This is a genomic window from Bradyrhizobium sp. NBAIM18 (assembly GCF_020193825.1).
GTDB lineage: Bacteria > Pseudomonadota > Alphaproteobacteria > Rhizobiales > Xanthobacteraceae > Bradyrhizobium > Bradyrhizobium yuanmingense.
The window spans coordinates 399,124-424,925 of record NZ_JADYVO010000006.1; the positions used below are offsets into that span (position 1 = coordinate 399,124).

Annotated in this window: 21 protein-coding genes; 7 read left to right on the forward strand and 14 right to left on the reverse strand. The window is 64.1% G+C overall.

The genetic code is table 11. The features are described from left to right. The first annotated feature begins 58 nt into the window (after positions 1-58). On the forward strand, positions 59-1,444 hold the full coding sequence (locus I6F17_RS17015; RefSeq protein ID WP_225130126.1) for an MATE family efflux transporter: 1,386 nt from the start codon (positions 59-61) through the stop codon (positions 1,442-1,444). 109 nt (positions 1,445-1,553) lie between these two features. Next, on the forward strand, positions 1,554-1,988 hold the full coding sequence (locus tag I6F17_RS17020) for a DUF2147 domain-containing protein (RefSeq protein WP_225130125.1): 435 nt from the start codon (positions 1,554-1,556) through the stop codon (positions 1,986-1,988). Here I6F17_RS17020 and I6F17_RS17025 read toward each other — a convergent pair. The 11 genes from I6F17_RS17025 to I6F17_RS17075 all read right to left on the reverse strand — a co-directional run bounded on the left by I6F17_RS17025 (position 1,985) and on the right by I6F17_RS17075 (position 12,986). Then, entirely contained in the window at positions 1,985-3,136 is a 1,152-nt protein-coding gene (locus I6F17_RS17025; protein ID WP_036036577.1) for a DUF3095 domain-containing protein, read from the reverse strand. The genes I6F17_RS17020 and I6F17_RS17025 overlap by 4 nt on opposite strands. A 342-nt stretch (positions 3,137-3,478) precedes the next feature. Continuing rightward, positions 3,479-3,688 carry a hypothetical protein gene (locus I6F17_RS17030; protein WP_225130123.1) on the reverse strand — a complete coding sequence of 70 codons (210 nt, stop codon included), beginning with the start codon at positions 3,686-3,688 and terminating at the stop codon, positions 3,479-3,481. Positions 3,689-3,814: 126 nt separating this feature from the next. Beyond that, the gene (locus I6F17_RS17035) at positions 3,815-4,537 is read right to left on the reverse strand and encodes an SDR family NAD(P)-dependent oxidoreductase (RefSeq protein WP_225130121.1); all 723 of its coding nucleotides are present in this window, start codon (positions 4,535-4,537) and stop codon (positions 3,815-3,817) included. After that, entirely contained in the window at positions 4,530-5,912 is a 1,383-nt protein-coding gene (locus tag I6F17_RS17040) for a fatty acid--CoA ligase family protein (protein ID WP_225130119.1), read from the reverse strand. Before I6F17_RS17040 ends, I6F17_RS17035 begins: the two co-directional genes overlap by 8 nt. Beyond that, positions 5,899-6,144, reverse strand: a complete 246-nt coding sequence (locus tag I6F17_RS17045; protein WP_015688794.1) for an acyl carrier protein — start codon at positions 6,142-6,144, stop codon at positions 5,899-5,901. Before I6F17_RS17045 ends, I6F17_RS17040 begins: the two co-directional genes overlap by 14 nt. Before the next feature lie 143 nt (positions 6,145-6,287). Further along, complete coding sequence (locus tag I6F17_RS17050) at positions 6,288-8,102, reverse strand: long-chain-acyl-CoA synthetase (RefSeq protein ID WP_225130116.1); 1,815 nt, start codon at positions 8,100-8,102, stop codon at positions 6,288-6,290. 202 nt (positions 8,103-8,304) lie between these two features. After that, entirely contained in the window at positions 8,305-8,583 is a 279-nt protein-coding gene (locus tag I6F17_RS17055; RefSeq protein WP_035997672.1) for a DUF3551 domain-containing protein, read from the reverse strand. A 167-nt stretch (positions 8,584-8,750) separates the two neighbouring features. After that, complete coding sequence (htpG, locus tag I6F17_RS17060) at positions 8,751-10,628, reverse strand: molecular chaperone HtpG (protein WP_225130114.1); 1,878 nt, start codon at positions 10,626-10,628, stop codon at positions 8,751-8,753. A 109-nt stretch (positions 10,629-10,737) separates the two neighbouring features. Beyond that, the gene (locus tag I6F17_RS17065) at positions 10,738-11,160 is read right to left on the reverse strand and encodes a hypothetical protein (RefSeq protein ID WP_109142370.1); all 423 of its coding nucleotides are present in this window, start codon (positions 11,158-11,160) and stop codon (positions 10,738-10,740) included. A gap of 248 nt (positions 11,161-11,408) precedes the next feature. Beyond that, entirely contained in the window at positions 11,409-12,023 is a 615-nt protein-coding gene (locus I6F17_RS17070) for a nuclear transport factor 2 family protein (protein WP_225130112.1), read from the reverse strand. 156 nt (positions 12,024-12,179) lie between these two features. Further along, positions 12,180-12,986, reverse strand: a complete 807-nt coding sequence (locus I6F17_RS17075; RefSeq protein ID WP_035997648.1) for a response regulator — start codon at positions 12,984-12,986, stop codon at positions 12,180-12,182. A 231-nt stretch (positions 12,987-13,217) separates the two neighbouring features. Between I6F17_RS17075 and I6F17_RS17080 the strand changes: the two genes are divergently transcribed. Next, the gene (locus tag I6F17_RS17080; RefSeq protein ID WP_025032292.1) at positions 13,218-13,451 is read left to right on the forward strand and encodes a NepR family anti-sigma factor; all 234 of its coding nucleotides are present in this window, start codon (positions 13,218-13,220) and stop codon (positions 13,449-13,451) included. After that, a complete protein-coding gene (locus I6F17_RS17085) occupies positions 13,451-13,999 on the forward strand; it encodes a sigma-70 family RNA polymerase sigma factor (RefSeq protein WP_018316216.1) in 549 nt (182 codons plus the stop codon). Before I6F17_RS17080 ends, I6F17_RS17085 begins: the two co-directional genes overlap by 1 nt. Before the next feature lie 99 nt (positions 14,000-14,098). On the opposite strand, the gene I6F17_RS17090 is transcribed toward I6F17_RS17085, so the two are convergent. The 3 genes from I6F17_RS17090 to I6F17_RS17100 form a co-directional block, all read right to left on the reverse strand. Next, positions 14,099-14,797: a nitroreductase gene (locus I6F17_RS17090; RefSeq protein WP_225130110.1), complete on the reverse strand. Its 699-nt coding sequence runs from the start codon at positions 14,795-14,797 to the stop codon at positions 14,099-14,101. Between the two features lie 136 nt (positions 14,798-14,933). Then, a complete protein-coding gene (locus tag I6F17_RS17095) occupies positions 14,934-17,165 on the reverse strand; it encodes an adenylate/guanylate cyclase domain-containing protein (RefSeq protein ID WP_225130108.1) in 2,232 nt (743 codons plus the stop codon). Positions 17,166-17,244: 79 nt separating this feature from the next. Beyond that, positions 17,245-22,461, reverse strand: coding sequence for a VCBS domain-containing protein (locus I6F17_RS17100; protein WP_225130105.1), 5,217 nt, complete (start codon positions 22,459-22,461; stop codon positions 17,245-17,247). Positions 22,462-23,191: 730 nt separating this feature from the next. On the opposite strand from I6F17_RS17100, the gene I6F17_RS17105 reads away from it, so the two are divergent. The 3 genes from I6F17_RS17105 to I6F17_RS17115 all read left to right on the forward strand — a co-directional run. Further along, a complete protein-coding gene (locus tag I6F17_RS17105) occupies positions 23,192-23,923 on the forward strand; it encodes a transglutaminase-like cysteine peptidase (RefSeq protein WP_225130103.1) in 732 nt (243 codons plus the stop codon). 177 nt (positions 23,924-24,100) lie between these two features. Continuing rightward, positions 24,101-25,216: a lysozyme inhibitor LprI family protein gene (locus I6F17_RS17110; RefSeq protein ID WP_225130100.1), complete on the forward strand. Its 1,116-nt coding sequence runs from the start codon at positions 24,101-24,103 to the stop codon at positions 25,214-25,216. A gap of 145 nt (positions 25,217-25,361) precedes the next feature. Next, on the forward strand, positions 25,362-25,802 hold a 441-nt coding region (locus I6F17_RS17115), incomplete at its 3' end, for a helix-turn-helix domain-containing protein (protein WP_225190437.1).

Below are 25,802 nucleotides of genomic sequence, written 5' to 3' on the forward strand. Positions count from 1 at the left end.
CGGCCGGCTCATTCTCTTATAATATGTCGGTCATCATTTAATTTTCCGCCCGGTGAACATGACGATCGACGCCCCCGCAGATGCCGTCCCGCCGGTTGCGCCGGTCGCCTCCCCCATCGCGAGCCTCCTGACCGCGCCGATCCTGCCGACGCTGCTGCGGCTCGCGATCCCCAACATGATCGCGATGGTCGGCAGCACGCTCGTCGCAGTGGCTGAGACCTCCTATATCGGCCGGCTCGGCACCATCCCGCTCGCCGCGATCGCGCTGGTGTTTCCGTTCGCGATGCTGACGCAGATGATGAGCGCGGGCGCGATGGGCGGCGGCGTCTCGTCCGCAATCAGCCGCGCCCTCGGCGCAGGGGATCGCGACCGCGCCGCGACGCTGGCGCTGCATGCCGCCATCATCGGCCTTTGCGGCGGGCTGTTCTTCACGGTGATGATGCTCGCCTTCGGCCGCTCCTTCTTCGCGCTGCTCGGCGGACGCGAGCGCGTGCTCGAGGAGGCCAGCGGCTATTCGCAGGTGCTGTTCTCCGGCGCGGTCGCGATCTGGCTCGTCAACACGCTGGCCTCGGTGATCCGCGGTACCGGCGACATGCGCCTGCCTTCGATGATTCTGATCGGCGCGAGCGCGCTGCAGATCGTGCTCGGCGGCACGCTGGGGCTCGGCCTGTTCGGAGTGCCGCAATTCGGCATGCCGGGCGTGGCGAGCGGGCAGCTGATCGCGTTCAGCTGCGCGGCGATCTTCTTAGTCTGGTATCTGTTGTCGGGGCGCAGCCGCCTGCCGCTGGATGTCCGCGCCTTTCATTTCGAGCGCGCGATGTTCCTGGACATTCTCAAAGTCGGCGCGGTGGCCTGCCTGTCGCCGCTGCAGACCGTGCTCACCATTCTGATCTTCACGAAGATCCTCGCGACCTTCGGCACCGAGATGCTGGCGGGCTACGGTATCGGCTCGCGGCTGGAATTTCTGCTGATCCCGATCACCTTCGCCTTCGGCATCGCCTCGGTGCCGATGGTCGGCATGGCGATCGGCGCCGGACATGTGAAGCGCGCGCGGCGCGTGGCCTGGACCGCAGCTGCCGCCTCGGGACTCACGGTGGGGCTGATCGGCCTCGTCGTTGCGCTCGCGCCGTCACTGTGGGTTGGGCTCTTCACCCGCGATCCCGGCGTCACCGCCGCCGCGCACAACTATTTCCACTGGGCCGGTCCGGCTTTCGTGTTCTTTGGCATGGGCGTGTCGCTTTACTTCTCCTCGCAAGGCGCCGCACGCGTCGGCGGGCCCGTGCTCGCCTCCACGGCCCGGCTTCTGATCGTCGCGATCGGCGGCATCGGACTGATGACCGCGCAAGCGCCGGCCTGGACCCTGTTCGCGCTGGTCGGCGGCGCCATGGTCGTGTTCGGGCTCTCGACCGCCGCCTCGGTCGCTTTCGCGCGCTGGGGCAAATGATCGCAGGTAAATAGGCGCAGGCAGATAAGCTCAGAAAAGTGATTCCCTCGGACGTTGCGCGCGCTCGATTTGCTGCTATGGAGGCGCCTCCATTCCAGGGCTCCTCTCCATGACATTCAGATTCGCCGCTCTCACCGTCATTCTGGCTGCGCTGACCAGTGCGCCTTCCGCCCATGCGCAGAGCGCCGACGGGACCTGGCTCACCCAGGCGGGCGATGCGCGCGTCAAGATCAGTAAATGCGGCGGCAGCATCTGCGGCCACATCGTCTGGCTGCGCGAGCCCATGGACAGCGCGACCGGCCAGCCCGCCACCGACAGCAAGAATCCCAATCCCGCGCTCGCCAGGCGCCCGATGATCGGCCTGCCATTGTTCAGCGGCATGGAGCCGGCGGGACCGAACAAATGGTCGGGCCAGATCTACAATGCCGACGACGGCAGCACCTATGCGAGCAACATCAGCCTGACTGGCGCGGACGCGCTGCGGGTCGAAGGCTGCGTCGGCGCGCTCTGCGGCGGTGAGACCTGGACGCGCGCGGGGCGCTAACCCGCTGCCATCATCGCCTTCAACGCCGTCGCCGCCGAGGCATAGCCGCCGCGCGCGCCGTCGATGAAATGGACGTGATCGCTGCGCAGCGCCGACGGCGCGAAGCAGGTCATCATTGCAGCGTCCTGCTGGTAGAGGCCGTAGCGCACGATGCCCTCGCGCGCAGCGGCTTTGAGACGATCGTTCAACGCGCGCTCGAGCTGCGGCGTGCAGTCCAGAATCATGCGCAGGCCGTCGTCGTATTTACGGAAGTCCGAGTTCTCGACCACCTGCCGCTTGTAGAGGCTGGGCACGAAACCGCCGATCTTGATGTCGAAGCGCATGATGAAATAGGCGAACAGCGTATAGGCGAGTACGCTGGCTCTGCGCGCGAGCAGCGGACCCCCGCGCCTGGTTCGGGCCTCGAATTCCACGCCCTGCGGCGGCCATTTCAGCGGGGGCCCCTGCGGCGGCACCGGCCGGCCGCCCTCCGGGCTGCGCTCGACGAGATGAATGATGTCCTCGATCACCCTGCGGAAGGCCACCTGATCGACGCCACGCGCCGGCATCACCAGCACCGACAGGATCAGGCCGCGCGCCGCCGGCATCACCTCGAAACGACACGACAGGCCCGAAAGGTCCGGCTGCGTGCCGGCAGGCGCCTCATCGACGGCAAACTCGCCGCGCTTCATCGCGGCGTCGGCCCAGGCGAGCCCGCCGCCCGAAAACATCGCATAGGACAGGTTGGCCGACGGCCCGAACCGGGCGACGCACACATCGAGGCCGTGTGCGCGAATGACGCTGACCGGCACCAAGGCGACACGCAGGGTCAGATCGAGGCCTTCGCGCACCCAGGTCGCGGTCGCAGCCAGCGCTTCGCGGGCAGGTTTGACATCATCAGGCGCCACCGCGAAGCTGGCGCCGTCGCCGCCGAACACGAAGGGGAATTCCCGCCCCTCCAGCGCATTGGTCACCGCCGCGATCACGGCGGCACCCGCCATGTTCACGGCCTTGTAGCGCTGCGCCGCGATCGCCTTGGTCGAATCGACGATATCGGCAACACCGATGCTCCAGTCGTCCGGCAGCGGCGCATAAAGCGCAGGATCCATCAGGCTGGTGAAGCCTCGGAAGACGGGAATGCCGCCATAGAAGGACTCGCCTGAGCTCATCGGGATTGCCGGACTGTTGGAATGCGAAGCAAGATACGTGGCAGGATCGATCCGGGTTCGCTGGCTCGCGCCCCCTTTCGATCATTGGCCGAAAGTGGCCCGGACAACAAGATGCGGCCGCCTTGCAATGCCCCGGCGGGATCATTGATCGGCTTCAAACAACCACCGGGGGAGAGCGGCTATCGTCGGGCGGCCCAAGGGGTTGCATGGGAGAATCGAGGTGTCCGACTTCAACAGCAAGGACTCTGCCATGCGCGAGCGCCCGCATCCGCCGCCTCACCGAAGGATCGCCGGAATCTTCACACGAGCGGATAGACCTGCCGAAGCAGTGGCCGTGAGCGGCTAGTGCAGCTTCTCGTCCTGACGCTTGCGCAGCTGGGATGCAGGGACGTCGTGGCAGCCGATCAGGCGCACGAATTGCTGCGGATACGCCTCGTGGCCGTGATCGCCGGAATTCTGATGTGACATCGGTGGGCAGCGGACCTCATCCGACTTCACACGCACCGGCTCTTTCAGGACCCGGCTTGAAGCGGTCATGTCTGAAGTGGCCATCGACTGCTCCCCTTCGTTTAGGGCAGATCGATTGACGTAAACCAATCGATTGCGGGGCATCTTACGACCAAATCCGGCTGGCTGTCATTGCGCACGATCAACGCAACTGTGGCAGCCGGGTTCCGTCTACGCCGTGTTCCCGGCATCGATGGTGAACACGGCGCCGGTGACGTTGCGGCCGCCTTCGCCCAAAAGGTATTCCACCATGCGCGCGACGTCGTCCGTCTCCGGCAGCCGGCGCAGCGCGCTGCGGCCCGCAATGCGCTTGCGGCCTTCCTCGGAGAGATTGTGGGTGAGCTCGGTGTCGATGAAGCCCGGCGCGATCGCGTTCACGGTGATGCCGAGCTTGCCGACCTCGCGGGCCAGCGAGCGGGTGAAGCCGGTCGCGGCGGCCTTGGTCGCGCCGTAGACGGAGAGGCCGTTATAGCCTGTCGTCGCGATGATCGAGGAGATGTTGATGATGCGGCCGGCGCCGTCGGCCATCATTTGCCGGGCCACATATTTGGTGAGGATGATCGGCGACAGCACGTTGAGCTGCACCAGCGCCTCGATCTCGGAATTGTGCATGGTGGCCAGCAGGCCTTCGGTGCCGAGACCGGCATTGTTGACGAGGCCGTAGATCGGGCCGAATTCGTCGCGCACGAGCTTTGCGAAGGCCGGGATTGCATCGATCACGGCAAGATCGCAGGCACGGAAATGCAGGCGCCCGTCGGCGGCAGCGATGGCCGCCTTGAGCTCGTCGCTCTCGCGCCGCGCCGCCGCAATGACGTTGAAGCCGGCAGCGACCAGGCGCTTGCCGATCGCAAGTCCGATGCCGCGGCTGCCGCCAGTGACGAGAACGTTATGCATCGGTGCGCGCCAGTTTTCCGGCCGGGGTGACGTCGAGCACCTCGACGAAACGGAGCACCGCCGGCACCTTGTGGGATGCGAGCTGGGCGCGGCACAGATCCATGATCTGGTCGCGGATCTCTTTCGCACGCGCCGGATCGGTGCCCTCAGCGAGGATCACGTCCGCGACGACGATGCCGCCGGTGATCGGGCTCTTGCGCGACTTCGCGCGCGACATCCGTACATCCGGATGGCGGTTGATCACGGCCTCGATCTCCTCGGGGTGGACCTTCAGTCCGCCGATGTTGATGATGCCGCCACGACGGCCGACGAAATAATAGCGGTTGCCGCGCAGCTCGACGATGTCGCCGCTGTCGACGAAGCCGTCGTCGTCGGTGAGCGACGCCGCATTGCGGCCGATATAGGCATGAGCCGTGCGGGTCGAGCGGATGCGCAGTGAGCCGTCGACGACTTTCATCTCGACGCCGTTGCGGTTGCCGAGATAGTCGGCCGGAAAGCCTTCCAGCCCGTCATTGACGGCGAACCCGACGCCGGCCTCGGTCGAGGCATAGGCATGGCCGACGGACGCATTGGGGAATGCCGCCTTCAGGCCGTCGAGCACGGCTTGGTCGGCGATCTCGCCGGAGAGACGGACGTAAGCCGGGGCGAACTGGGCGGCCGAGCCGCTCATCAGGAGCTTGCGCCAATGCGAAGGCGTGCCGGAGATATGCGAGACACCGCGCGCCTTCAGCCGCGCGACGTGATCGGCGAGCGCCTCATGGGGATCGGACAGCACCAACGAGCCGCCGGAGAGGATGGCACGGAGAAAGATTTGCAGGCCGCCATAGCGGCGGATGTCGTAGAACGTTGCCCAGACCGGTGCAGGTCCGCGCGATGGGCCTTCGGCGACAATCGCGCCGGTCAGCGCTTCCAGCGTATGGCCGGCGATCTTTGGCACCCCCGAGGTGCCCGAGGTGAGCATCAGCCATTCGGTGCCGCGCGCGGTCTTGGCAGGCGCGGCGGCTTGCGGCGGCAATTGCGCGGTGACGACCTGCGGCACGCCGGACGCCGCCCAGAGTTCGGGCTCGTCGGTGACGACGGCATCGATCCCGGCATCCGCGATCAAGGCATCGAGATGCGCCGGATTGAGGTCCGGCGGACACAGCAGCATGCGGCGCGCGATGCCGTCGAGCTCGATCATGGCAAGGCCGGACCGGAGCTGGTCCGACAGCTTGAGCAGCACGGCACGGCCGGAGAGCTCGTGCAGCCGGCCGCCCAGAACAGTGTGCGACAGGATGCCCGTCAGCGACACGACATCATGCGCATCGGAGATGGTGCGGCCTTTCAGCTCCGCGCCAAGATGGTCGCGAAGTGCAAAGATCTCACGCGGGGACATTTTCGTAGGCCCGCACGAAATCGCCCACCGTGGCGGGGAACGCTGCGTCCTCGGAAATGGTGAAGGGATCGACGCCGGTCTCGTCCTCGAGGCGGGCGACCAGGATGGCGAAGGCGAGCGAGTCGAAGCCCGTCTCATGCAGGGACAGATCGTCCGAGAGGGCGGGAAGCGTGACGTGCTGCTCCTTGGCGATCTGCTGGATCGCTTCAATGACCTTTGACCTTACCGACATGGCTGGCTCGCTTTGTTATCGATCTCGTTGTTGCGGCGGCTCTTGCTGACCGCCTCCCCATCGCGGTCTGTTTACCCGACAGAAGTAAATGCCTTCTTGGACAATTCAGATAAAATTGGACCTATCTCTCGATTTTGGTTGCCCTACAGCCTGATCGTACCGCCCGAGATGGCCGCATACGTCTCCGCGTCCAGCGCAACGTACGCGCCGGATGTCGGGTCGAGCATGAACAGCGGATCGGAGACAGCGGCTGGGTCAAATCCCTCGCGGGCGAGCTCGCCCTTCTTCTGCTTGAAGGTCTCGGTGGCGTCGAGCTCGCGCGAGATGCGGATGAAGAGCGGGCGGGCGTAGACTGGTAGGCGTTGCGCGAGATGGGCGGGCAGCGCGCTGATGTCAAAGCCCTCGTTCACGACGATCGCGCTCATCCCGGCCCGGCCGTCGGCGCCGGGAATGCTGACGCCATAGGTGCTGGCATCGACGACGCCGGTGAAATCGCGCACGGCATCGTTCACCTCCGAGGTCGCGACATTCTCGCCCTTCCAGCGGAACGTGTCGCCGATACGGTCGACGAAATGGAAGAATCCCTTGTCGTCCATCCGCATCAGATCGCCGGTGCGGAACCAGGCATCGCCCTTGACGAAGACGTCACGCAAGACTTTTTTCTCGGTCTCACCGGCATCGGTGTAGCCCTCGAAGCGCCCACCGCCCTCGTCCGCGGTGCCGACGCGGCCGATGGCTTCGCCGGCCTCGCCGCGGCTGCAGGCGATGCAGAAGCCCTCTTCATTGCGCAGCGGCGCGCCGCTATCGGGGTCAAGCTTGACGAGCCTGGCAGGAAAGCGGTGCGCGAGCAGCGCCGGGACGCGGCCGATCGCACCCGGCTGACCCTCGACGTTGAACAGCGAGAAATTGCCTTCGGTCGCGGCGTAGAATTCGAGGATGCGCGGAATGGCGAAGCGCGCCTGGAAATCCTCCCAGATATCGCCGCGCAGCCCGTTGCCGCAGGCGAGCCGCAGGCGGTGCCGATTCTCGTATTCCGAGGGCGCGGCCTTGAGCAGGTAACGGCAGAGCTCGCCGATATATTGAAACAGCGTGCAGTCGTGCCGGACGATGTCGGACCAGAAATGCGAGGCCGAAAATTTCTCGGCGATCACCACCGAACCGCCGGCGGCCAGCATGCTGCACGGCGCGACGATGCCGCCGACCGAATGGAACAGCGGCAGACAATCGTAGAGCCGATCCTGCGGCGTCGCGCCGGTGAGGCCAGCGAACCAAAACCCCCAATTCAGGATGCGGCGGTGGCTGATGCTGGCCGCTTTCGGCAGGCCGGTGGTGCCGGAGGTGTAGATCAGCAGCGCACGGTCGTCGATGGTGACCTCGCCATGCTCCTCCGGCGATAGCGGGCCGTCGTCGAGAACGGCAAGCGCGACGTCGATCGCACGTTCGCTGCGGCTATCGCCATGCGTCCAGACTTTTGCCTCCGTCTTCAGATGCGGCGCCGCGCTGTCCAGCATCCCCGTCAGCTCATGCGCAACGATGACATGCGAGGGCATTGCGACGTCGAGGCAGTGCGCGAGCGATTGCCCGACGAGCTTGGTGTTGATCAGTGCGACCACGCCGCCGACGCGACTGATGCCGAGCCAGGCCGCGACATAGTCGATGCCGTTCGGCATGATCAGCGCAACGGTATCACCCTTGGACAGGCCGATCGAGCGCGCCCAGCGGGCGTAGCGATTGATCCTCTTCGAGAGGCCTTCGTAATCGAGGCTTGCTTCGTCCGCCACCAGAGCGACGCGGTTCGGCTGGCGCTGCGCCCAATCGTCGACGACGTCGGCGAACAGGCGGCCCGGCAGCGTTTCGATCCGCGCGGTGAGCTCGATCGCCCTCAACCAGATCTTGGAAGCCGACGGTGCGCGCGCGGCTTTCGGCTGCTCGATGACGCCGGTGGTCATATTGTTCACTCTTTCGGGCGATCTGCGGTTTCCGGCAGTATAGCCCGCGCGCCCTGACCCAGGCGTTAAGAGACAAGGTAAAACCCGGTTAGGGCGCGATTAACTGTCGGCAGCGCGCAGCCAAGGTCGCACCCGCCGGCAGCGCGCCGACGGGTGTGACCAGGTCGAAAGAGCGATGAATGCAGAAGTCCTGGGCTTGGTCCCGTTCGCCTCAGTGCACCTTCTTGGGACGCCGGCGCGGCGGCGGCGACTCGTTGAAGGCGTAATAGGGATTGAGGTCGCAGGTCGCAGCAAGGCCCGAGGCTGTGGCGCGGCACTGCTCCAACGAGGTGAACGAGCAGTCGAAATAGTCACTGCCTCCGCCACCAGGGCCGCCACCGACGTAGCGGTGCATGCAGACGGGATAGGCCGGATCGTATCGCTGCGCGCTGGCATCCGCTGCGCCCAGCAGCGTGAAGACCGCGGTAAGAGTGAGGAATGACAAGCGCATGGGAAACCTCGAATTGGTGACGTCGCTTCATATGACACAACATCTCGCCGTCCGCGACTGTTCCTGAGACCTGATGACGTCAAGGTGAGTGGGACGCGCAGCGCCAGAGGCGTTGCGCGACGAGCGATCTGACAACCTGGCGGTCCGAATGATGCTGCGAGGCAGCGCTAGCCGCCGAGCCCCTGCAACACCAGCCGGTTCAGCCGTGCCGCGAACGCCGCCGGGTCTTCCGGCAATTCGCCGTCCAGGATCTGCGCCTGCTCGAGCAGAAGCAGGCTGATATCTTCGACGACTGTCGAGCCAGCCTGCGCCTTGGTGACCGCGGTGACCAGCGGATGGCGCAAATTGATCTCGAGGATCGGCTTGGTCTTCATGCCGCGGTTCTGCTGCGACAAGATGCGCTCGAGCTCGCGGCTCGGACCCTGGCTGTCGGCGACGAGGCAGGAGGCCGAGCTGGTCAGGCGCGTCGAGACCTTGACGTCGCTGACGCGCTCGCCCAGCGCGGCCTTGATCACCGCGATGGTGGCTGCTTCGTCCGCAGCCGGCTCGTCCTTCTTCGCCTCGTCCTTATCGTCGATACGCGGAATCAAATCGAGATTGAGATCGCCCTGGCTCAGCGACTTCAGCGGCTTGCCTTCGAAATCCGAGGGCATCGAGGTCCAGAACGCGTCGACGGGATCCGACAGCAGCAGCACCTCGATGCCGCGCGCGGTCGCAGCTTCCAGCCGCGGATTGGACTTCAGCCGCTCAATGCTGTCGCCGACGAGATAATAGATCTCGGTCTGGTTCGGTTTGAAATCGGCGATGACCTGCTTCAGCGACCGCTTCTCGCCCGACGTAGTGGTGAAGCGCGACAGTGCGAGCAGCTTTTCGCGCCGCTCGAAATCCTCGTAGATGCCTTCCTTCAGCACCGCGCCGAAGGCGTCCCAGATCTTGGCAAAATTCTCGGGGTCCTTGTCGGCAAGGCTTTCGAGCTCGGACACCACACGCGTCGCCACCGCCTTGCGGATCTGCGCCAGCTGCGGATTGTTCTGGAGCATCTCGCGCGAAATGTTGAGCGGAAGATCCTCGCTGTCGACCACGCCGCGGATGAAGCGCAGGTAGCCCGGCAAGAGGTCGGCATCGTCGGTGATGAAGACGCGCCGCACGTAGAGCTTCACGCGGCCCTTGCGGTTCGGCTCGAACAGGTCGAACGGCTTGGTCGAGGGCGCGAACAGCAGCACGGCGTAGGAGTAGCGTCCTTCCGCGCGGTAGTGCAGCGTCATCGCGGGATCGTCGAAGGCAGAGGCGATCTGCTGATAGGCCTTCTTGTAATCGTCAGCCGTGAGCTCGGATTTGGAGCGCTGCCACAACGCGCTCGCCGAATTGATCTGTCGCGGCTCGCCTTCTTCGGGCACGAGCTCGATCGGAAACAGGATGTTGTCGGAATAGGCGGTGACGATACGCTCGATCTCGTAGGTCTCGAGATATTTCTTGGAATCGTCCTTCAGGTGCAGGACGATCTCGGTGCCGCGCGTCAGGCGCGCCGCTTCCTCGTCGCTGGCACGGGCGATTTCGAAGCCGGAGCCGCCGGAGGACGTCCAGGTCCAGACATCGCTCTCGCCGGCGCGGCGGCTGATCACGACGATCTTCTCGGCGACCATGAAGGCGGAATAGAAACCGACGCCGAACTGGCCGATCAGGCCGAGCCCGTCCTTGGCCTCTTTCAGCTTGGATACGAACGCCTTGGTGCCGGAGCGGGCGATGGTGCCGAGATGGTCGATCAGCTCCTGCCGCTCCATGCCGATGCCGTTGTCGGCGATCGTGAGCGTCTTGGCCGTCTTGTTCGGGATGATGCGGATCTTGAGTGCGTCGCCTTCGCCCAGCAGGGCGGGACTGGCGATGGCCTCGTAGCGCAGCTTGTCGCAGGCATCGGAGGCGTTGGAGATGAGCTCGCGGAGGAAGATGTCGGTTTCCGAATAGACGGAGTGCACCATCAGGTGCAGCAGTTCGGAAACTTCGGCCTGGAAAGGCTGCGTATGCACAGCCGTATCTGACGTCGTCATGCGCTTACCCGGTCAAACAAAAGGGAGGAACCCGGATATAGCGCGAGGCAATGGCGGATCAAGAGGATGTGAAGTCTGGGTCCGCCAACCACCCCTCGCGGAGAGGGGGTCAGGTCACGCAGCGGCCGGGCTGGAGCAGCCTTGCGACCTCGGTCAGGGAGCTGACCATCGGCTCACAGGCGATCGTCGGCTTGTTGCGAGGCTTCTTCTGGTTCTGGAGCAGCACCGGCGTCTTGGCATTGCCGGTCTCGATCACGGCGGGAACCCGCAGCAGCACCGACGTATCGGCGAGGTCGTTCAGCCGCATCGAGACGGTACGGGTGGGAACGGCTGCCGGCTTGATCTCGGCGAGCCGGTCTGTCTTGGCGACGCGGTTGACGTTGTGGCCCACCGCGGCTGTGGAGCTATGGCTGGGGATGTCGGCGACCGCCTGCCAGCGGTCCGCAAGATCGTGGCCGGAGGCCAGTTGCACGGCACCGAGGGTGGCGACGACCGCAATTGCGCTCAAAAAAACCTTTTGAATCTGTGACATGGCTGTCGATCCCTCGCCCCATGGCGGGCACGGGAACAACGCCGCCGCAGGATCGGGGGTTCTCGACAGCTACGATCACTTAACCGTGTGCGAAAAAAGCAGCAGACGGCAAAATATTTCGCGCGCCTTGGAACGACTTTCGCGCACAGGAGTCGTCTCAACAGCCGGCTATTCCCCCCTGCCCCATAAGCCGGCGACGTAGGGCGCGACTGTGGTGATGCCAGTCGCGCCTTACTTTTATCTGGGGCCTACTTCGCCTTTCCTGCCAGCCACTCCCGGCCCTCGCCATAGAGCTTCTCGACCTCGGGGCCGATCAGGCCCGGCATGTCGCGCTTCACCTTGTAGCCGATCAGCTCCTGCATGTAGGCGAGGTGGCGGTAGCCCTCGGGGAGTGCAGCCAGCGCATCCTGGTCGAGCCGAAGCGTCGCGGCGGGATCGACCGGGTCGATGCGGTCCTTCTCGTAGATGGGCTGGCGGCGGACGATGCCCCATTTGCCGATACCTGATGGGTCGTCCCGCTTCTCCAGGAAATCGTAGAAGCGTCCGGTGCAGACGACGTCGCAGAGCACGTCGTGCACGAGGCCGCGCTGCGAGATGGTCATCTTGGTCTGCGCGATCGCTCGCGCACCCGCAAGATCGATGCTGGTGCCGCCGAGGAAATGCAGGATGCGCACGCCCCTGGCAAAACCCTCCTGGCTGACCCGCATGAAATCCCGGGCCGGCCCCTGAAACCAGGTCGCGGACATCCAGCCTTCTTCGTGCCAAACCGTGGCAAAGCGCTCCCAGTCGCCGGCATCGCGCCACACCGCCCAGTTCTCGACGAGATCGCGGATGGCGAGACGATCGACGAGTTGCTGGTCCATGGGCACGTCTCCGATTGGCGTGGTCGCACGCGCAGCTGCTACATGAGCTATGGGCGGCGAATTCAGCGCCCGTCAAGCGGGCCGGCGGCATGAAAAAAAATCCGGCGTGCCTTGGGCACGCCGGACTTCGCTATTGGGACGGCCGCAGGCGCCTTGTTACGCCGCAGGCGCTTTGGGCGTGCGATTGCGCGAGTTGCGCTGGAAGAACAGGGCCTGGCTCGCCACCGCCGATACCATCGCGGGCTGGAACGGCTTTGAGATCAGGAACGCCGGCTCGGGACGCTCGCCGGTGAGGAAGCGCTCCGGATAGGCGGTGATGAACACCACCGGCACCTCGAAGGTGCGCAGGAGCTCGTTGACGGCGTCCAGGCCCGACGAGCCGTCGGCAAGCTGGATATCGGCAAGGATCAGCCCCGGCCGCTTGTTCTTGGCCAGTGCCACCGCATCGGCATGGGTGCGCGCGACGCCGACGACGTTGTGGCCGAGATTCTTCACCAGGCTCTCGAGGTCCATGGCGATGAAGGTCTCGTCCTCGATGATCAGCACGTCGGTGGCGATCTCGGCGGCCATCTCGCGTCCGGCTGCGTCCGCAAGACGGCGCGTCTCGGCAACATCGGTGCCGAGAATGAAGGCGACTTCCTCTTCCGAAAAGCCCTCGAGCGAGAGCAGCAGGAAGGCTTGGCGCGGCAGCGGGGTGATGTTCGACAGCCGCCGTTCCGGCGGCATCGGCAAGGTCGTCACCTCGGCATCGTCGTTGATCGAGACTGAATTCCAGATCTGGGTGAAGAGCCGGAACAGGCCGGCCCGGGGCCCATGGTTCTCGTCGAGCACCGACGGATCGCCCAGCATGGCTTCCAACATGGCGGCGACATAGGCGTCACCGGAGGCCTGGCTGCCTGTCAGAGCCCGCGCGTACCTGCGCAACAACGGCAAGTGTTCAGCAACTACCTGTGAACGGGACATCCCCACTCCATTCGTCTTCGGGCCAACCTTGAGGTCCAATCCTGAGGTCAGGCATCACGCGGGGGGCCCAGGTTCCCCTGCTGGGCTATCTACGCCTCACGACAACAAAAGTTCCGCCGAACTGGGAACTTTTTGGCGCAGCTGGAATTGTGCCTATCCAGGGAACGGCTCCCGGTTGAGAAAACTTCTCGATTTTACAGTCACTTAACTCGGGGAAACGTGGAACAGGTCATGAAAGATCTCAAGTCTCAAGCCAGCAGAAGCACGACCCCCGGCAAGGGAGGCCTGACTCCGGAGATTCAATCCCGGATCGGGCACCAGTTGCGCGCCATGTACGACGATGTCGTGCGACAGGGGGTTCCGGATCGGTTCGCAGAACTGATCAAGAAGCTTGATGCGCCGGGAGCGTCACCCCACGTAGAAAATGAGGGCGGATCCAACGACAACAACAATGGGAGGGATTAATGCCTCTCACGGACTCCCTGCGTAACGACATCTTGGCGGCCGTGCCCAGTCTGCGCGCGTTCGCCATCTCGCTCAGCGGCAATGCGGACCGCGCCGACGATTTGGTCCAGGAGACGCTGCTGCGTGCGCTCGCCAACATCGACTCGTTCCAGCCCGGCTCCAACCTGCCGGCCTGGCTATTCACGATCCTGCGCAACCTGTTCCGGTCCGACTATCGCAAGCGGCGGCGCGAGGTCGAAGATGCCGAGGGCAATTACGCCAAGACGCTGAAGACCCAGCCCTCGCAGAATGCGCACCTCGAATTCGAGGAGTTTCGCACCGCGCTCGACAAGCTTCCGCAGGATCAGCGTGAAGCCTTGATCCTGGTCGGCGCGTCCGGCTTCTCCTATGAGGACGCGGCCTCGATCTGCGGCTGTGCGGTCGGCACCATCAAGAGCCGCGTGAACCGCGCCCGCTCGAAGCTCGCGGCGCTGCTCTATGTCGACGGCGCCGAGGATTTTGGGCCTGACGAGACCGTGCGGGCCGTGATCGGCGGCAGCGGCGGCTGACCGCCGCCGTCAATCGCACCGGAACGAGACGAAGACGGCCGCTTCCACGGCCGTCTTCGCGCGCGCGTCTGACGCCGATGCGTCCGGCTCACGTCGCGATCACACATCCACGAAGGTTGCGGTCTCGGCCACGCTCGCCCGCGAGGTGCGGTAGCTGTTGACCTTATGCGCATGGTCCGCATAGCCGAACGAGATGCCGCAGACGACGCGGCGGTCATCGGGCAGATCGAAGTGGCGGCGGATCAGGCCGGAATGCCGCGCCAGCGCGGCCTGCGGAATGGTACCGAGCCCGAGCGCCTGCGCCGCCAGCACGAAGTTGGAGACATAGGCGCCGCAATCGATCGCACCGTAGATGCCGAGCGGCTCGTTGGTGTGGATGATGGCGACATGCGGTGCGCCGAAGAAATTGTAGTTCTCCAGCGCCTGCTTGGCATAGGCCGCCTTGTCGCCGCGGGCGATGCCGAGCGTGTTGTAGAGCTGGAAGCCGCTCTCGCGGCGGCGATCGAGATAGATCCCGACATATTCGCGCGGTGGCGTGAAGTCGTAGTCATCGCCGAGGCCTTTCGAGGCCTCCGCGTAGATCGCCTTGCGAAAGCGCTCCTTGGCCTCGCCGCTGGCGATGATGACCTGCCAGGGCTGGCTGTTGCACCAGGACGCCGTGCGCTGCGCGGTCGCTAGCACATGCTCGATGGTGGCGCGATCGACCTCCTTGGGGAGAAATGCGCGAACGGAGTAGCGCTCGTTGAGGAGCTCTTCGAGCACCCCGATGCGGTCGTTCTGTCTCACTTGTGCGTCCATCACTCAGCTCGCCCTTTTTTCTTTTGGTTGGGCAGAGGCGCCAAGCGCCGTCCCACCACCATCCTTACCTCGATGCACCTGCATATGGTAGGCATGCTATGTTTTGCCCACCCTGCACGAGCGGTGACCGTGACGACTACTTGGTCAGCAGGGCATAGGCGCCGGTCCAGCCCTCCGGCGGCGGATCGATCTGGAAATCCTTGATCCGCGCCTCGTAAAGCCTGAACAGCTTCTCCAGCGTGTCGGCGTCCTCGCTTTTGCGGCCGCGCTCGATCGCATCCAGTGCGCCCTGCCAGTCGCGGCTGCGGTAGCAGCCGAGCATCTCGATGGTGATGTTGCGCAGGCGCTGGAACGCGGCCGAATGCATCACGTCCTCGCGGCCGGCGATGGCGTAGATCACTTCCGGCTCAGTCTTGCCCTTGACCATGATGAAGTCGAGCTCGAGGATCGCGAACTTCTCCTTGGCGGCGAGCGCGGTGCGCGATCCCACGATGATCGGAAATCCGTATGCCTTCGACTGGCCCTCGAGGCGCGAGGCCAGGTTCACGCTGTCGCCGAGCACCGAATAGTTCTTCTTCAGGTCGGACCCCATGTTGCCGACCACGCCGATTCCGGTGTTGAGACCGATGCCGACATTGAGCGGGATATAGACGTGGCCGCCGTCAGCGGCCTCCTGCTCGCGCTCCTTGTTGACCTCGTCGATCTGCTCGAGCATCTGGATCGCGGCTTCGCAGGCGTTGATCTCGTGCTCGGCGTCGTCGAGCGGCGCGTTCCAGAACGCCATGATGGCGTCGCCCATGTACTTGTCGATATAGCCCTTGCGCTCGATGATGACGTCGGTCAGCGGCGTCAGGAAGCGGTTCATCAGCTCGATCAGCCCCTGCGGATCGTGCTTGTAGCTCTCGGAGATCGTGGTGAAGCCGCGCACGTCGGAGAACATGATCGTCATCTCGCGTTCCTCGCCGCCGAGCACGAGCTTTTCCGGCGACTGCGCCAGCTGCTCGACCAGCACAGGCGACATGTATTGCGCGAATTGCCCGCGGATCTGCACGCGCTGACGCTGCTCGCGCACGAAGCTCGCAAAGATCAGCGTCAGGTAGACTGCGGTCGTCGACAGCAGCGGATAGGTGAAATCAATGAGATAGCGGTGCTGCGTGTAGGAGAACCAGGACACGCCGATCAGGATGGCCGCGAAGGCCGCGCCCACCAGCACGAGGCGGACGGGGCCGAGATTCGGCGTGAAGATGATGACGAGCAGGCCGATGATCAGCGCCGCGATCAGCTCGACGCCCAGCGCATAGTTCGGCTGCGAGATCACCGCGCGGCTCAGCACGCCCTCCAGCACCTGGGCATGGATCTCGACACCCGGCATGGCCCGGGACACCGGCGTGGTCTTGATGTCGTTCAAGCCGCCCGCGGAAGTGCCGACCAGCACCAGCTTGCCGGCAAATCTCGAGGGCGGCACCGCATTGTCGAGCACGTCGACCGCGGAGACGTAGATCGAAGGATCCCGGCGGGCATAGTGCACCCAGAGCTGACCGTTCTTGTCGGTCGGAACCTCCAAACCCTTGAGGCGGATCGACTTGATGCCCGTCTTATCGGTACGGACCAGCAGGGTCGGCGTGCCCGTGACGACGCGCAGGATCTCGAGGCTGAGCGAGGGCATGATGTTGCCCTGGGCGCGCATGATCATCGGCACGCGGCGAATCAATCCGTCACGCTCGGTCCGGATCGAGAACAGGCCGCGGCCGGCCGCGGCCCTCTCGATGACCGGCACGTTGCGGAGCAAGCCGGGGAATTCGAACAGGAAACGCTCGGCCCCGTCCTCCCCCACCGTTGCAACCCCCGTGAACGGCAGCGACTTGTCGAGCTCGGACAAGACCTCCGGAAGCCCGGTCTCGCCCAGCACGACGTGCGAGCGCTTGATCGCGTCGGCGAGGATCTGATCGTTGCTTGGCAGCTCACGCAGCTTGGCGCGGGTCGCGTCGTCGAGATAGCGCATCTGGCTCGCGACCTGATCCGGGTTGAGCCGGTCGGCTTCGGAGAAGACCATGTCGAAGCCGATCGCCACCGCGCCGTTGTTGGTGAGGTTCTGGACCATATCGGCGATGCGCGTGCGCGGCCACGGCCACTGTCCGAGTCTGGTGAGGCTCTTGTCGTCGATATCGACGATGACGACCGGCCGCGCCGCCTTCTCGCGCGGATCGATCAATTGAAACATGTCGAAGGTGCGCAGCCGCAATTCCTGGATCGGCGGCGGATCCCACAGGCGCGCGCCCGCGAACAAGACCAGCAGCGCAAGGCAGATCAGCCGCGCAAGGCCGAACTTCCGCGCAAACCACCGCCGCAGGATCTTCAGACGTTTCATGGTGGTGGAATATCACGCTTTCGTGGCAAACGGCAGCACGGATCGGATGAGCAGACGCCCGCGGCCGATCTCGCCGCGATCAGGCATGGAGTATGTCGCTCGCCTGAAGACTGCTGACGCACTTCAGGAGAACCGTGTTTGCCGCGTCGATCGTGATCAGGGTGTCCACCGTCCCCGACGCGGACACATGTTGATCCATCCACGCCTCGATGTCGCTGATCGTCCCCAAGGCCGTCAGGTCGATCTTGTCCGTACCCGAGGTGAAGTTTAGGACCGTGTCCTGGTTCGAATTGGCTGCGAACTTGAACTGGTCCTGATAACCGGTCCCGAACAGCACGTCCTTGCCGGTCGTGCTGGCGAGCGTCACCGGACCTTGTTCGCTCAAATTGAAGATCAGGTTGACCGTATCGGTCGCGCCATGACCGTCGGTGACGGTAATAGCCACTTTGTCCGTGGCAGCCGTGCTTTGGCCGGGCTCGGTGTATGCCAGCCCCTGGAGTGCTGAATTGACGCTGTCCAAGGTATCGGACGTCGGTGCAGGCTCCACATAAGTGCCCGAGTCCGCCACCGCGGTGAGTGCAAAGGTTTCATCGGGAGCAGCGTCGGCGTCGGTGACCGTGATGCCGTGAACGAAGACCAGGACGCCTTCCTGCGATACGCTGATCTGGTTGACGTCGATCACCGGTGCGACGTTCTCGTCGGCCGCGCCGGTCACGTCCACCGTGAGCATTGCCGTGCCGGTCGCACCATGCGCATCTTTGGTCTGGACGGTGAATATATCGGTATAGGCCCCATCCGAAAGGGCGTTGATGGCCGCTGCGTTGGGAACGTAGCTGTAGCTGCCGTTGGAATTGACCGTCAGCGAGCCGTAGAGTCCCGCGACCGTCGTGGTCGCCTGGTGATCTGAATTGAGGACGGCATAGGTCAGCGTCGCCGTCTCACCGCCATCGGCGTCTGTCCCGGCCAGTTGCCCGGTGAGGTTGGAGAAGGTGTCGTCGTCAGCGGTGTCCGTGAGCGGGCCGATGTGGAGATCGGACAGCATCGGTGCGTCGTTCGTGCCGGTGATGTTGATGGTCACGACCGCGCTAGTTCCAAAGCCCTGAGCATCCGACGGAACGATGGTGTATTGCAGCGATAGCGTCTGACCGGCGGCGAGGAAGTCGAAGGCCTGGCCGGACGAGTTGAATTGCCAGGTAAACTGGGCGTGGGTCGCCGTGCCGTTGAGAATGTCGCCGGACGGCACGGTCAGATAGTTCAGGAGATCGGCATGCGACATCCCGCCGACGCTGCCCGTTTGCAACACGTTGTCGAGCTTAACCTGCACCGCATCGACCGATACCGTGACGTGATCGGTCGCGTCGACGTCGGAGACCGCCAGCACGCCATGCGAGAGCTGGCCGCCGTTGGTCTCCATCAGATTGGCAAATGCGCCGCCCGGCCCGGAGGTCCCGCTGGCCCAATCCGCATCACCTTCAATGGCGAGGCTCTTGGTTGGGTTGACCGTATTGGAGGCCGTGCTCCCGCTGCCGTCGCCCAGCGTATAATAGGCGACCAGATTGGCCTCGTTGCCGGTGAGCGCGGTGAAGTCGTACGACTGGATTTGCGCCTGCGTGAGTGCGGTGGTCCAGACGCTGACATCGGCGATCGAGCCGGTGAAGCCTTGCGTGCCGAAGCCCGGAGCGTACCTGCCGCTCGCCGCTCCGATCATCATATAGGACGGTTCCTGAGCGCCAGCGATCGCGTTGACGCCGCCACTGTGGGAATATACGGCGTTGCCATCGACATAAAGCGTGAAGATGCCGTCGTCACGCGTCAAGGCGAGGTTATGCCATTGCCCCGCAGTAAGCGCGAAGCCGGTATCCTGGATCTCGACGCCGCCCTCGAGAATCGCGATCTCCAGCTTGCCGCTGATGACGGTGCCCATGAGGCCGAAACCGGTGGTCGAGGTATTGCCATTGTAGAACAAGACCTGGCTGGCGGAGGCAGCGTCTCCGTTCCAGTTCACCCAGCCGTCCAGCGTCACGTCGTCGATGGCGACCGTCGGTATGTCGCCGACCGCGATGGTCGCACCGTCGAAGTTCATGTAGTCGGACGTCACATAGGAGACGGTCGGCGCATCGTTGGTGCCGGTGATGGTGACAGTGACGTCTTGCGTGACAGTCGCGTTGTGATTGTCCTTGAAGGTGACGGTGTAGACCTGAGTTATGGTCTGCCCTTCCGCCAGCGACTGCAGCACGGGATCGCTGTTGTCGAGCGTGAAGTGCCAGTCGAGCGTCGCGCCGTTGCTGGTGTCGGCGTTGGATTCGGACACCGCGCCGATGGAGAAGGTGCCGATATTCGTGCTGTCGTCCTCGAATCCCGGCAGAGCCGAACTGACGGACGATGACTTGAACTGCACCTGCGCCGTATGGGTGTCGATCAGGTCAACGTCCTGGATCGCCAGCGTACCGCTGGTCGTCAGCGAGGCGCCGTCATCCTCGGTAACCGCACCCGTTGCCGCCTCGGGATCGCTCGTGATCGTCGGCGCGTCGTTGGCGCCGTTGATCGTGACAGTGACGTCCTGGGAGACCTGTGCACCGTGATCGTCAGTAAAGGTGACGGTGTAGACCTGGGTGATGGTCTGGCCATGTGCCAGCGATTGCAGCACCGCATTGTCGTTGTCGAGGCTGAAGTGCCAGCCCAGCGTCGCGCTGTTGTCGGTATCGGTGTTGAACTCCGCGACCTCGCAATCGATCGTGAAGATGCCGAGCGGCGTATTACCATCGAAGCCCGGGAGATGCGCGTTCGACGTCGCCGACTTGAATGCGGCCTGCGCGGTGTGGCTGTCGATCAGATCGAGATCCTGAATCGCGAGCGTGCCCTCGATCGACAGCGTCGCGCAGGCATCCTCGGTGACGCTGCCCTTTGCAGCGTCTGCATCACTCGTGATGGTCGGCGTGTCATTGGTGCCGGTGATGGTGACCGTGACGTCCCGGGTGACGGTGCCACCGTGATGGTCGTCGACGGTCACGGTGTAGACTTGGGTGATGGTCTGGCCTCCGGCCAGCGACTGCAGCACCGGATCGTTGTCGTTGAGCGTGAAGGTCCAGCCCACCGATCCGCGCGTGCTGACACCCGGACTCTCGCTCACCGCGGTCAGCGCGAAGGTCCCGATATGCGAGGTGCCGTTGCCGAAGCCGGGCAGATGCGCGTTCGACGTCGTCGCCTTCAGGACGTAACTGGCAGTGTGCGTATCCGTAAGATCGGGGTCGTTGAAGGCGATGGTGCCGTTCGCCGTCAGGGTTGCCGCCGTATCCTCTGTCACAGCTCCGGTGGGCGTCGTCGAGTCCTCGACGATCGTCGGCAGGTCGTTGGTGCCCTCGACATTGACGTCCGCACCGTCGATGGACACGGTGATCGGCGTGCTCACGACGCCGCCGTGCCCGTCATCGACCTGCACCACGTAGTTGAGGATCAGCTTCTCGTCCTCGGCCAGGAAGTCGAAGAGATGGTCGGGAACGCTGTAGGTCCAGGTGGCCGTGCCGTTGTTGCTGTTTCCGGCACCCTGAACCACGGTCAGCGGCACTTTGACGGCAGCGATCGCCGCGAGTTGCTCCGGCGTCAGGGACGCAGTGATATCGTTGCCTTCGGCATCGAGATATTTGAACGGCTCGACGGATGAGAGCGCCGCGCTCACGATCGGCCGGTCCGTCAGATCGACGTCGGTGAAGGTGACCGTGCCCGTGATGATGTCCAGCGCCTCGTTGCCGGTCCCGACCTGTTCGATGACGGTGCCGCCTGACGTCGCAACGGTAGGCTTGTCGTTCGTTCCCGTGATCGTGATGGTGATCGGGATGAACCTGGACTCGGGGTTCACCGTGAAATTGGTGTCGACGCGGACCATGTAGGTCAGCGTCAGGGTTTCGCCGGCGGCGAGGAAGTCGAAGACGTGGTCGGGGATCGTGTAGGTCCAGACCGCCGAGCCGTTGTTGTTGTTCGCGGGGTCAGGGACGACGCTGATCTGGATCTGCGTCGCCGCGATGTCCTGCTTCTGCAACTCGGTGAGCGAGGCGGTAACGTCCTGCTGGCCGGCGTTCTTGTAGACGTAGTTCGGCGCCTCGGCGAGGCTCACGCTCACCGTCGGCAGGTCGCCGAGGTTTTGATCGAGGAATCTGATCAATCCGGAAATCGTGTCGGCGCGCGTATCGCCGGTGGTGTCCGCCCGTTCGGTCAGCGCGAACGCCGTCTTCACGTTGCCGCCGAGGTCGAAGCTTTGCACGATCGGTTGACCGGGAATGCGGCCGACCGTCGGCGTCGACGTGTTGGGGCTTTCCTGCGTCTGCGGATTGAGATTGACGAATGTCGCGGTGGCGGTGGGGCCGGACGACGATTTGAGCAACACCTCGTAGCCGAACGGCGTGATCGTATCGGTATAGTTCGTGGTCAGCTTGGTGTTGGTGTTGTTGTCGGTGAACTTCAGCGTGAACACGTCCGTGATCAGCTTCTGCACCTCCGGCGACATCAGTGCATTGGTGATCGAGACGTTGCCGCCGCTGATCTGGATCATCTGGCCGGCCTGGTTGACCGTCGCGATCGGCAGCAGCGTGACCTTGTCGAACAGGATGTAGGAGCCGGTCGTACCGTTCGGCTCGACCAGCACCTGGAAGCTCGCCTGCGGCTGCGGATCGCCGCCGCCGGCGGGAACGACGAAGTTGATCTGGGTCAGCACCGCCGTGCCGCGGATGCCCATGGTGGCGACCGGCGTGTCGACCTTCATGTCGCCGCGCTTGGCGGTTTCACCGGCGACGAAGGTGATGGTGCCCGCGACCAGGCTGAGCAGCGAGGAATTGTTCGACCCGTTGGGGTCGTAGACCATCTCGTTCAGCACCATCCGCGCGTTGGAGGACAGGCCGAACACGGTGCCGTCGATGAAGGTGATGCCGAGCGTCGAATCGGCGCCGGTCGAGACCACGTCGCCCTTCTCGACGTTGTCGCCATTGTTCAGGATGACCGAGACGCCGTTGCGGATCGCGGTCGCGCTGCCCACGAGCTTGGTGACGTGACCGATGACCTGGCCCGCACCGGTACCTGGCGCGGCCTGGGCAACCTGGACGTGGCCGGTGAGCGCGTTGACGACGTCGCCGCTGAGATGGGCGCCGTCGGGCGAAGCGATCGCGGCCCGCTTGTCGCCCCTGAAATAATCGTGAACGACGAACTCATGACCGTCGTGGGACAGCACAAGATCGAGCCCGGCACGCTTGAACTCGCCGTTGAAGATCAGATTGGGGTCGGGAACAACGAACGCGCCCTCGGGCACGTGACCGTTCGCCTTTGCGGTAAAAGAATCGATATTCGCCCCGACGGGCGAGCGGGAACCCTGGCCGTCCAAAGAAATCGCGCCGTCAAATTGGCCAGCGTAATTCAACCGGGCACCGTAAAAGGGTTAAAATTTAAGTAAGTATCGACCGCCTAAGCTTGCATAGCATTAGCAAGTCCTTAGCGATACCATCTATTGCTTGTGTGATTTCGCATCACTTCGCGCCGGAAGGCCCCAGGGCGTGGCGCCGCGACGGAGGAGCAAAAGTAATTCCTCAAATATTCGTATATCGAATTCAGCCTGCTTTCACGCATTTCCAGTCATCCAAAGTAATCTGCTGTATAGTTACGAAGCAGATACTTTCATCATCTTTCCTTCGCGAGGTCCCGCAGCATCTTGGGGCAAATACGGAGTTAAATCTGTGACCTATCTAACAGAACCCCATGAAATGGGGGGTTGTTAGCCCACAGGACCCAGATTCGGGCACTGCCACAACCTGTGTCTGCAACTGGCTCCATTTCGCGGCAACGAGCCACCTCCTAGCCGGCGAATCGTAAAATTTTACGCAATTTGGGTGGGCCCATTTCAGCCTGTTCCCCGGTTTTGGAACCCCTGCCGGCCGCGTTAAGCAGAACAAAACGGCCCGTCTCGCACTATCTCCGCGAAAGCAACAAAGCCCGGCACGTCGAGATCGAGGGGGATCTCGTGAAGCCTGGGAAGGGGATGTCAGATGGAGACCGCTGCTCGCTCGCGCGCCTGGCGCGCAATCCTTGTCATGTGCGGCTTGATCCTGCTTGGATCGGCCGCCGAGCTTCGCGCCGGCACGCTGCTGTCGCCCGGCGCCGGCGTCCTCGTGCGCAAATCCGCCGAACCGTTCGGCGTGTTCGCCTTCGCCATCTCGTCCGGTGGCCTGCAGCAGCGATGGTCCGCGCTGAAGGACAAGCTCGACGACGACATGGTGCAGCTCGCGCTGTGCGACGGCGACAGGGACAATTGCGCTTCACCGGCCGCGCTCGAGCTGCTCGCCATCGTCGACCACGCCCGCGCCCGCGACGGTCGCGCGCGGCTCGGCGAGGTCAACCGCGCCATCAATCTCGCCATCCATGCCGCCAATGATGGCACCGACGACGTCTGGAGCTCGCCGCTTTCGACCTTCGCGCGCGGGACCGGCGATTGCGAGGACTATGCCATCGCCAAGCTGGCCGCGCTGCGGCTGGCGGGAGTTGCCTCTGAGGACCTCCGCATCGTCGTGGTGCGAGACGTCAGGGCCGGCGAGGCGCACGCAATTGCCGCGGCAAAGCTCGACGGGGAATGGCTGATGCTGGACAATCGCCGCATGGCGATGGTCAAGGATGACGCGACGCGGAGCTATCAGCCACTGTTCGTGCTCCACCAGTCGGCCGTGCTGAAATATGTCGACGAGCCGGTACAGGTCTCGATGGCGGCCGCCGAGGCACGTTGATTGTTCGTAGCTGGATAGAGCGCAGCAAAATCCGAGACTCTTACCACTCGCACCGGCCCCGGATTAAGCTTGCGCTCCATCCGGGCTACAGACCTTCCACTGCTCGTCCCCACAAACCCATTTCACCGCGCAAGACCAGACGCTAGCATGGCGCCTTCCGTGCGGGGGCGACTTGGAATGCGATTCATCGTGCTGTCTGTGCTTGCGCTGCTGGCATTGCCGGCGGTGCCCGCGTCCGCGGAATCCGACCGCGCGATCGCCGACAGGCTGCCGCTGTTTGCCAGGAACAACTGCCAGCTGATTCGCGACCCCGGCAACCAATTGTTCTGCGGTGATGCCGCGCTTGCCGACGCCGCCGAGAAGCTGAGCATCGCGATCGAGGAGCGGCTCGCCCGCCTGCCGGATCGCCTGCCCGCTATCGAGGAGAATGCGATCTGGGTCCACCAACGCAACCTCAGCTGCGGCATCGTCGGCCAGACCGCGATCCGCCCCGACCAATTCGAGACGGTCAAGGCGTGCCTGCTCAAGGTCACCGAAGAGCGCGCCGCGATCGTTCGCGATCCGGATTTCGACTGCCTTGCGGCCAACACTGCTGCGGGCGCGGTGATCTGCGCAGACCCCTCGCTGACGCTTGCCGAAACCGAGCTCAACGGCCAGGTGCTCGGCCTGATCGGCAAATTGGACCCGACTGCGGCACGCTTTGCCTTCGCCGAATATGGACGGTGGACGCGCGAGCGCGACCGCAAATGCAATCTGGTCGGCAAGGAGAACGTGCCGCTGCAGGAGCTGGAATCCGCGGAGGACTGTCTCGCCGACCATTTGAAGCGCAAGACAGATGAAATCCGCGCCGCGAAGGGCGATCCCAAAAAAGTGTTCGGCCGGCAGGTCGCGGCCCGCATTCCCGACGCCGACGCCGTCGATTTCTGCGCCGCGCGGATTCATGCGGCCAATTCCTGCGGCAACTTCCTGCGCATCAACCGCGTCTATGCGCTCGACAGCCAAGTGACCGACCAGGAGGCACAGGTCACGGGCGAAATCGAAATGGCCGTGCTCGCTCCCTTCACCGTGTGCAGCAGGATCGCCTCCATCTGCACCGGCACCTGCTGGGACGCCACGACGGGTCGGCCGCAGCAGGGAGCCGGCAACAAGACGCGCCCAGCAGACGTCTTCAACGTCACGCGCCGGCTGAGGGTCCAGCGAACCTTCGCCTTCGTCAAAGCCGCCGACGGCTGGCGCTGCCGGGAAGACGAGCTCGCCCCGGTGAATTCGGGCACCGCGGGCGGAGGATCGTAGGGTTCTCTCTTCCTTCTCCCCTTGTGGGAGAAGGTGGCGCGCTGTCCAGACCGGATAGATGGGTAACACAGTAGACCGGATGGATGGGTAACAGTTCTCTATCGGCTGGGAGGATCAGCCGATGCCTTGGCGAGAGAGCTGTGCGATGGACCAGCGGATTAGCTTCATATCGGAACAGCGAACCGGCTTGTGGACGATGACGGAGCTTTGCGAGCGCTACGAGATCAGCCGCAAGACCGGTTACAAATGGCTGGATCGTTACCGGTTGGAGGGACCTGGAGGACTTGCCGATCGCTCCCACGCCGCGTGGGTGCATGGGCGAGCGACGCCGCAGCACATCGTGGATGCGATCGTTGGGCTGCGGCTCGAGCGGCCGAGCTGGGGCCCGCGCAAGATCGTCAGCAAGCTTGAGGCTCGCCAAGGGGATGTGGATTGGCCCTCGGCCTCGACGGCGGGCGGGATTCTCAAGCGGGCGGGACTGGTAAGCAGCCGTCGGATCCGGCGACGAGCGCCGCCGCGGATGGGGCAACTGACGGTGCCTCAGCATGCCAACCATGTATGGGCCCTCGATCACAAGGGCTGGATC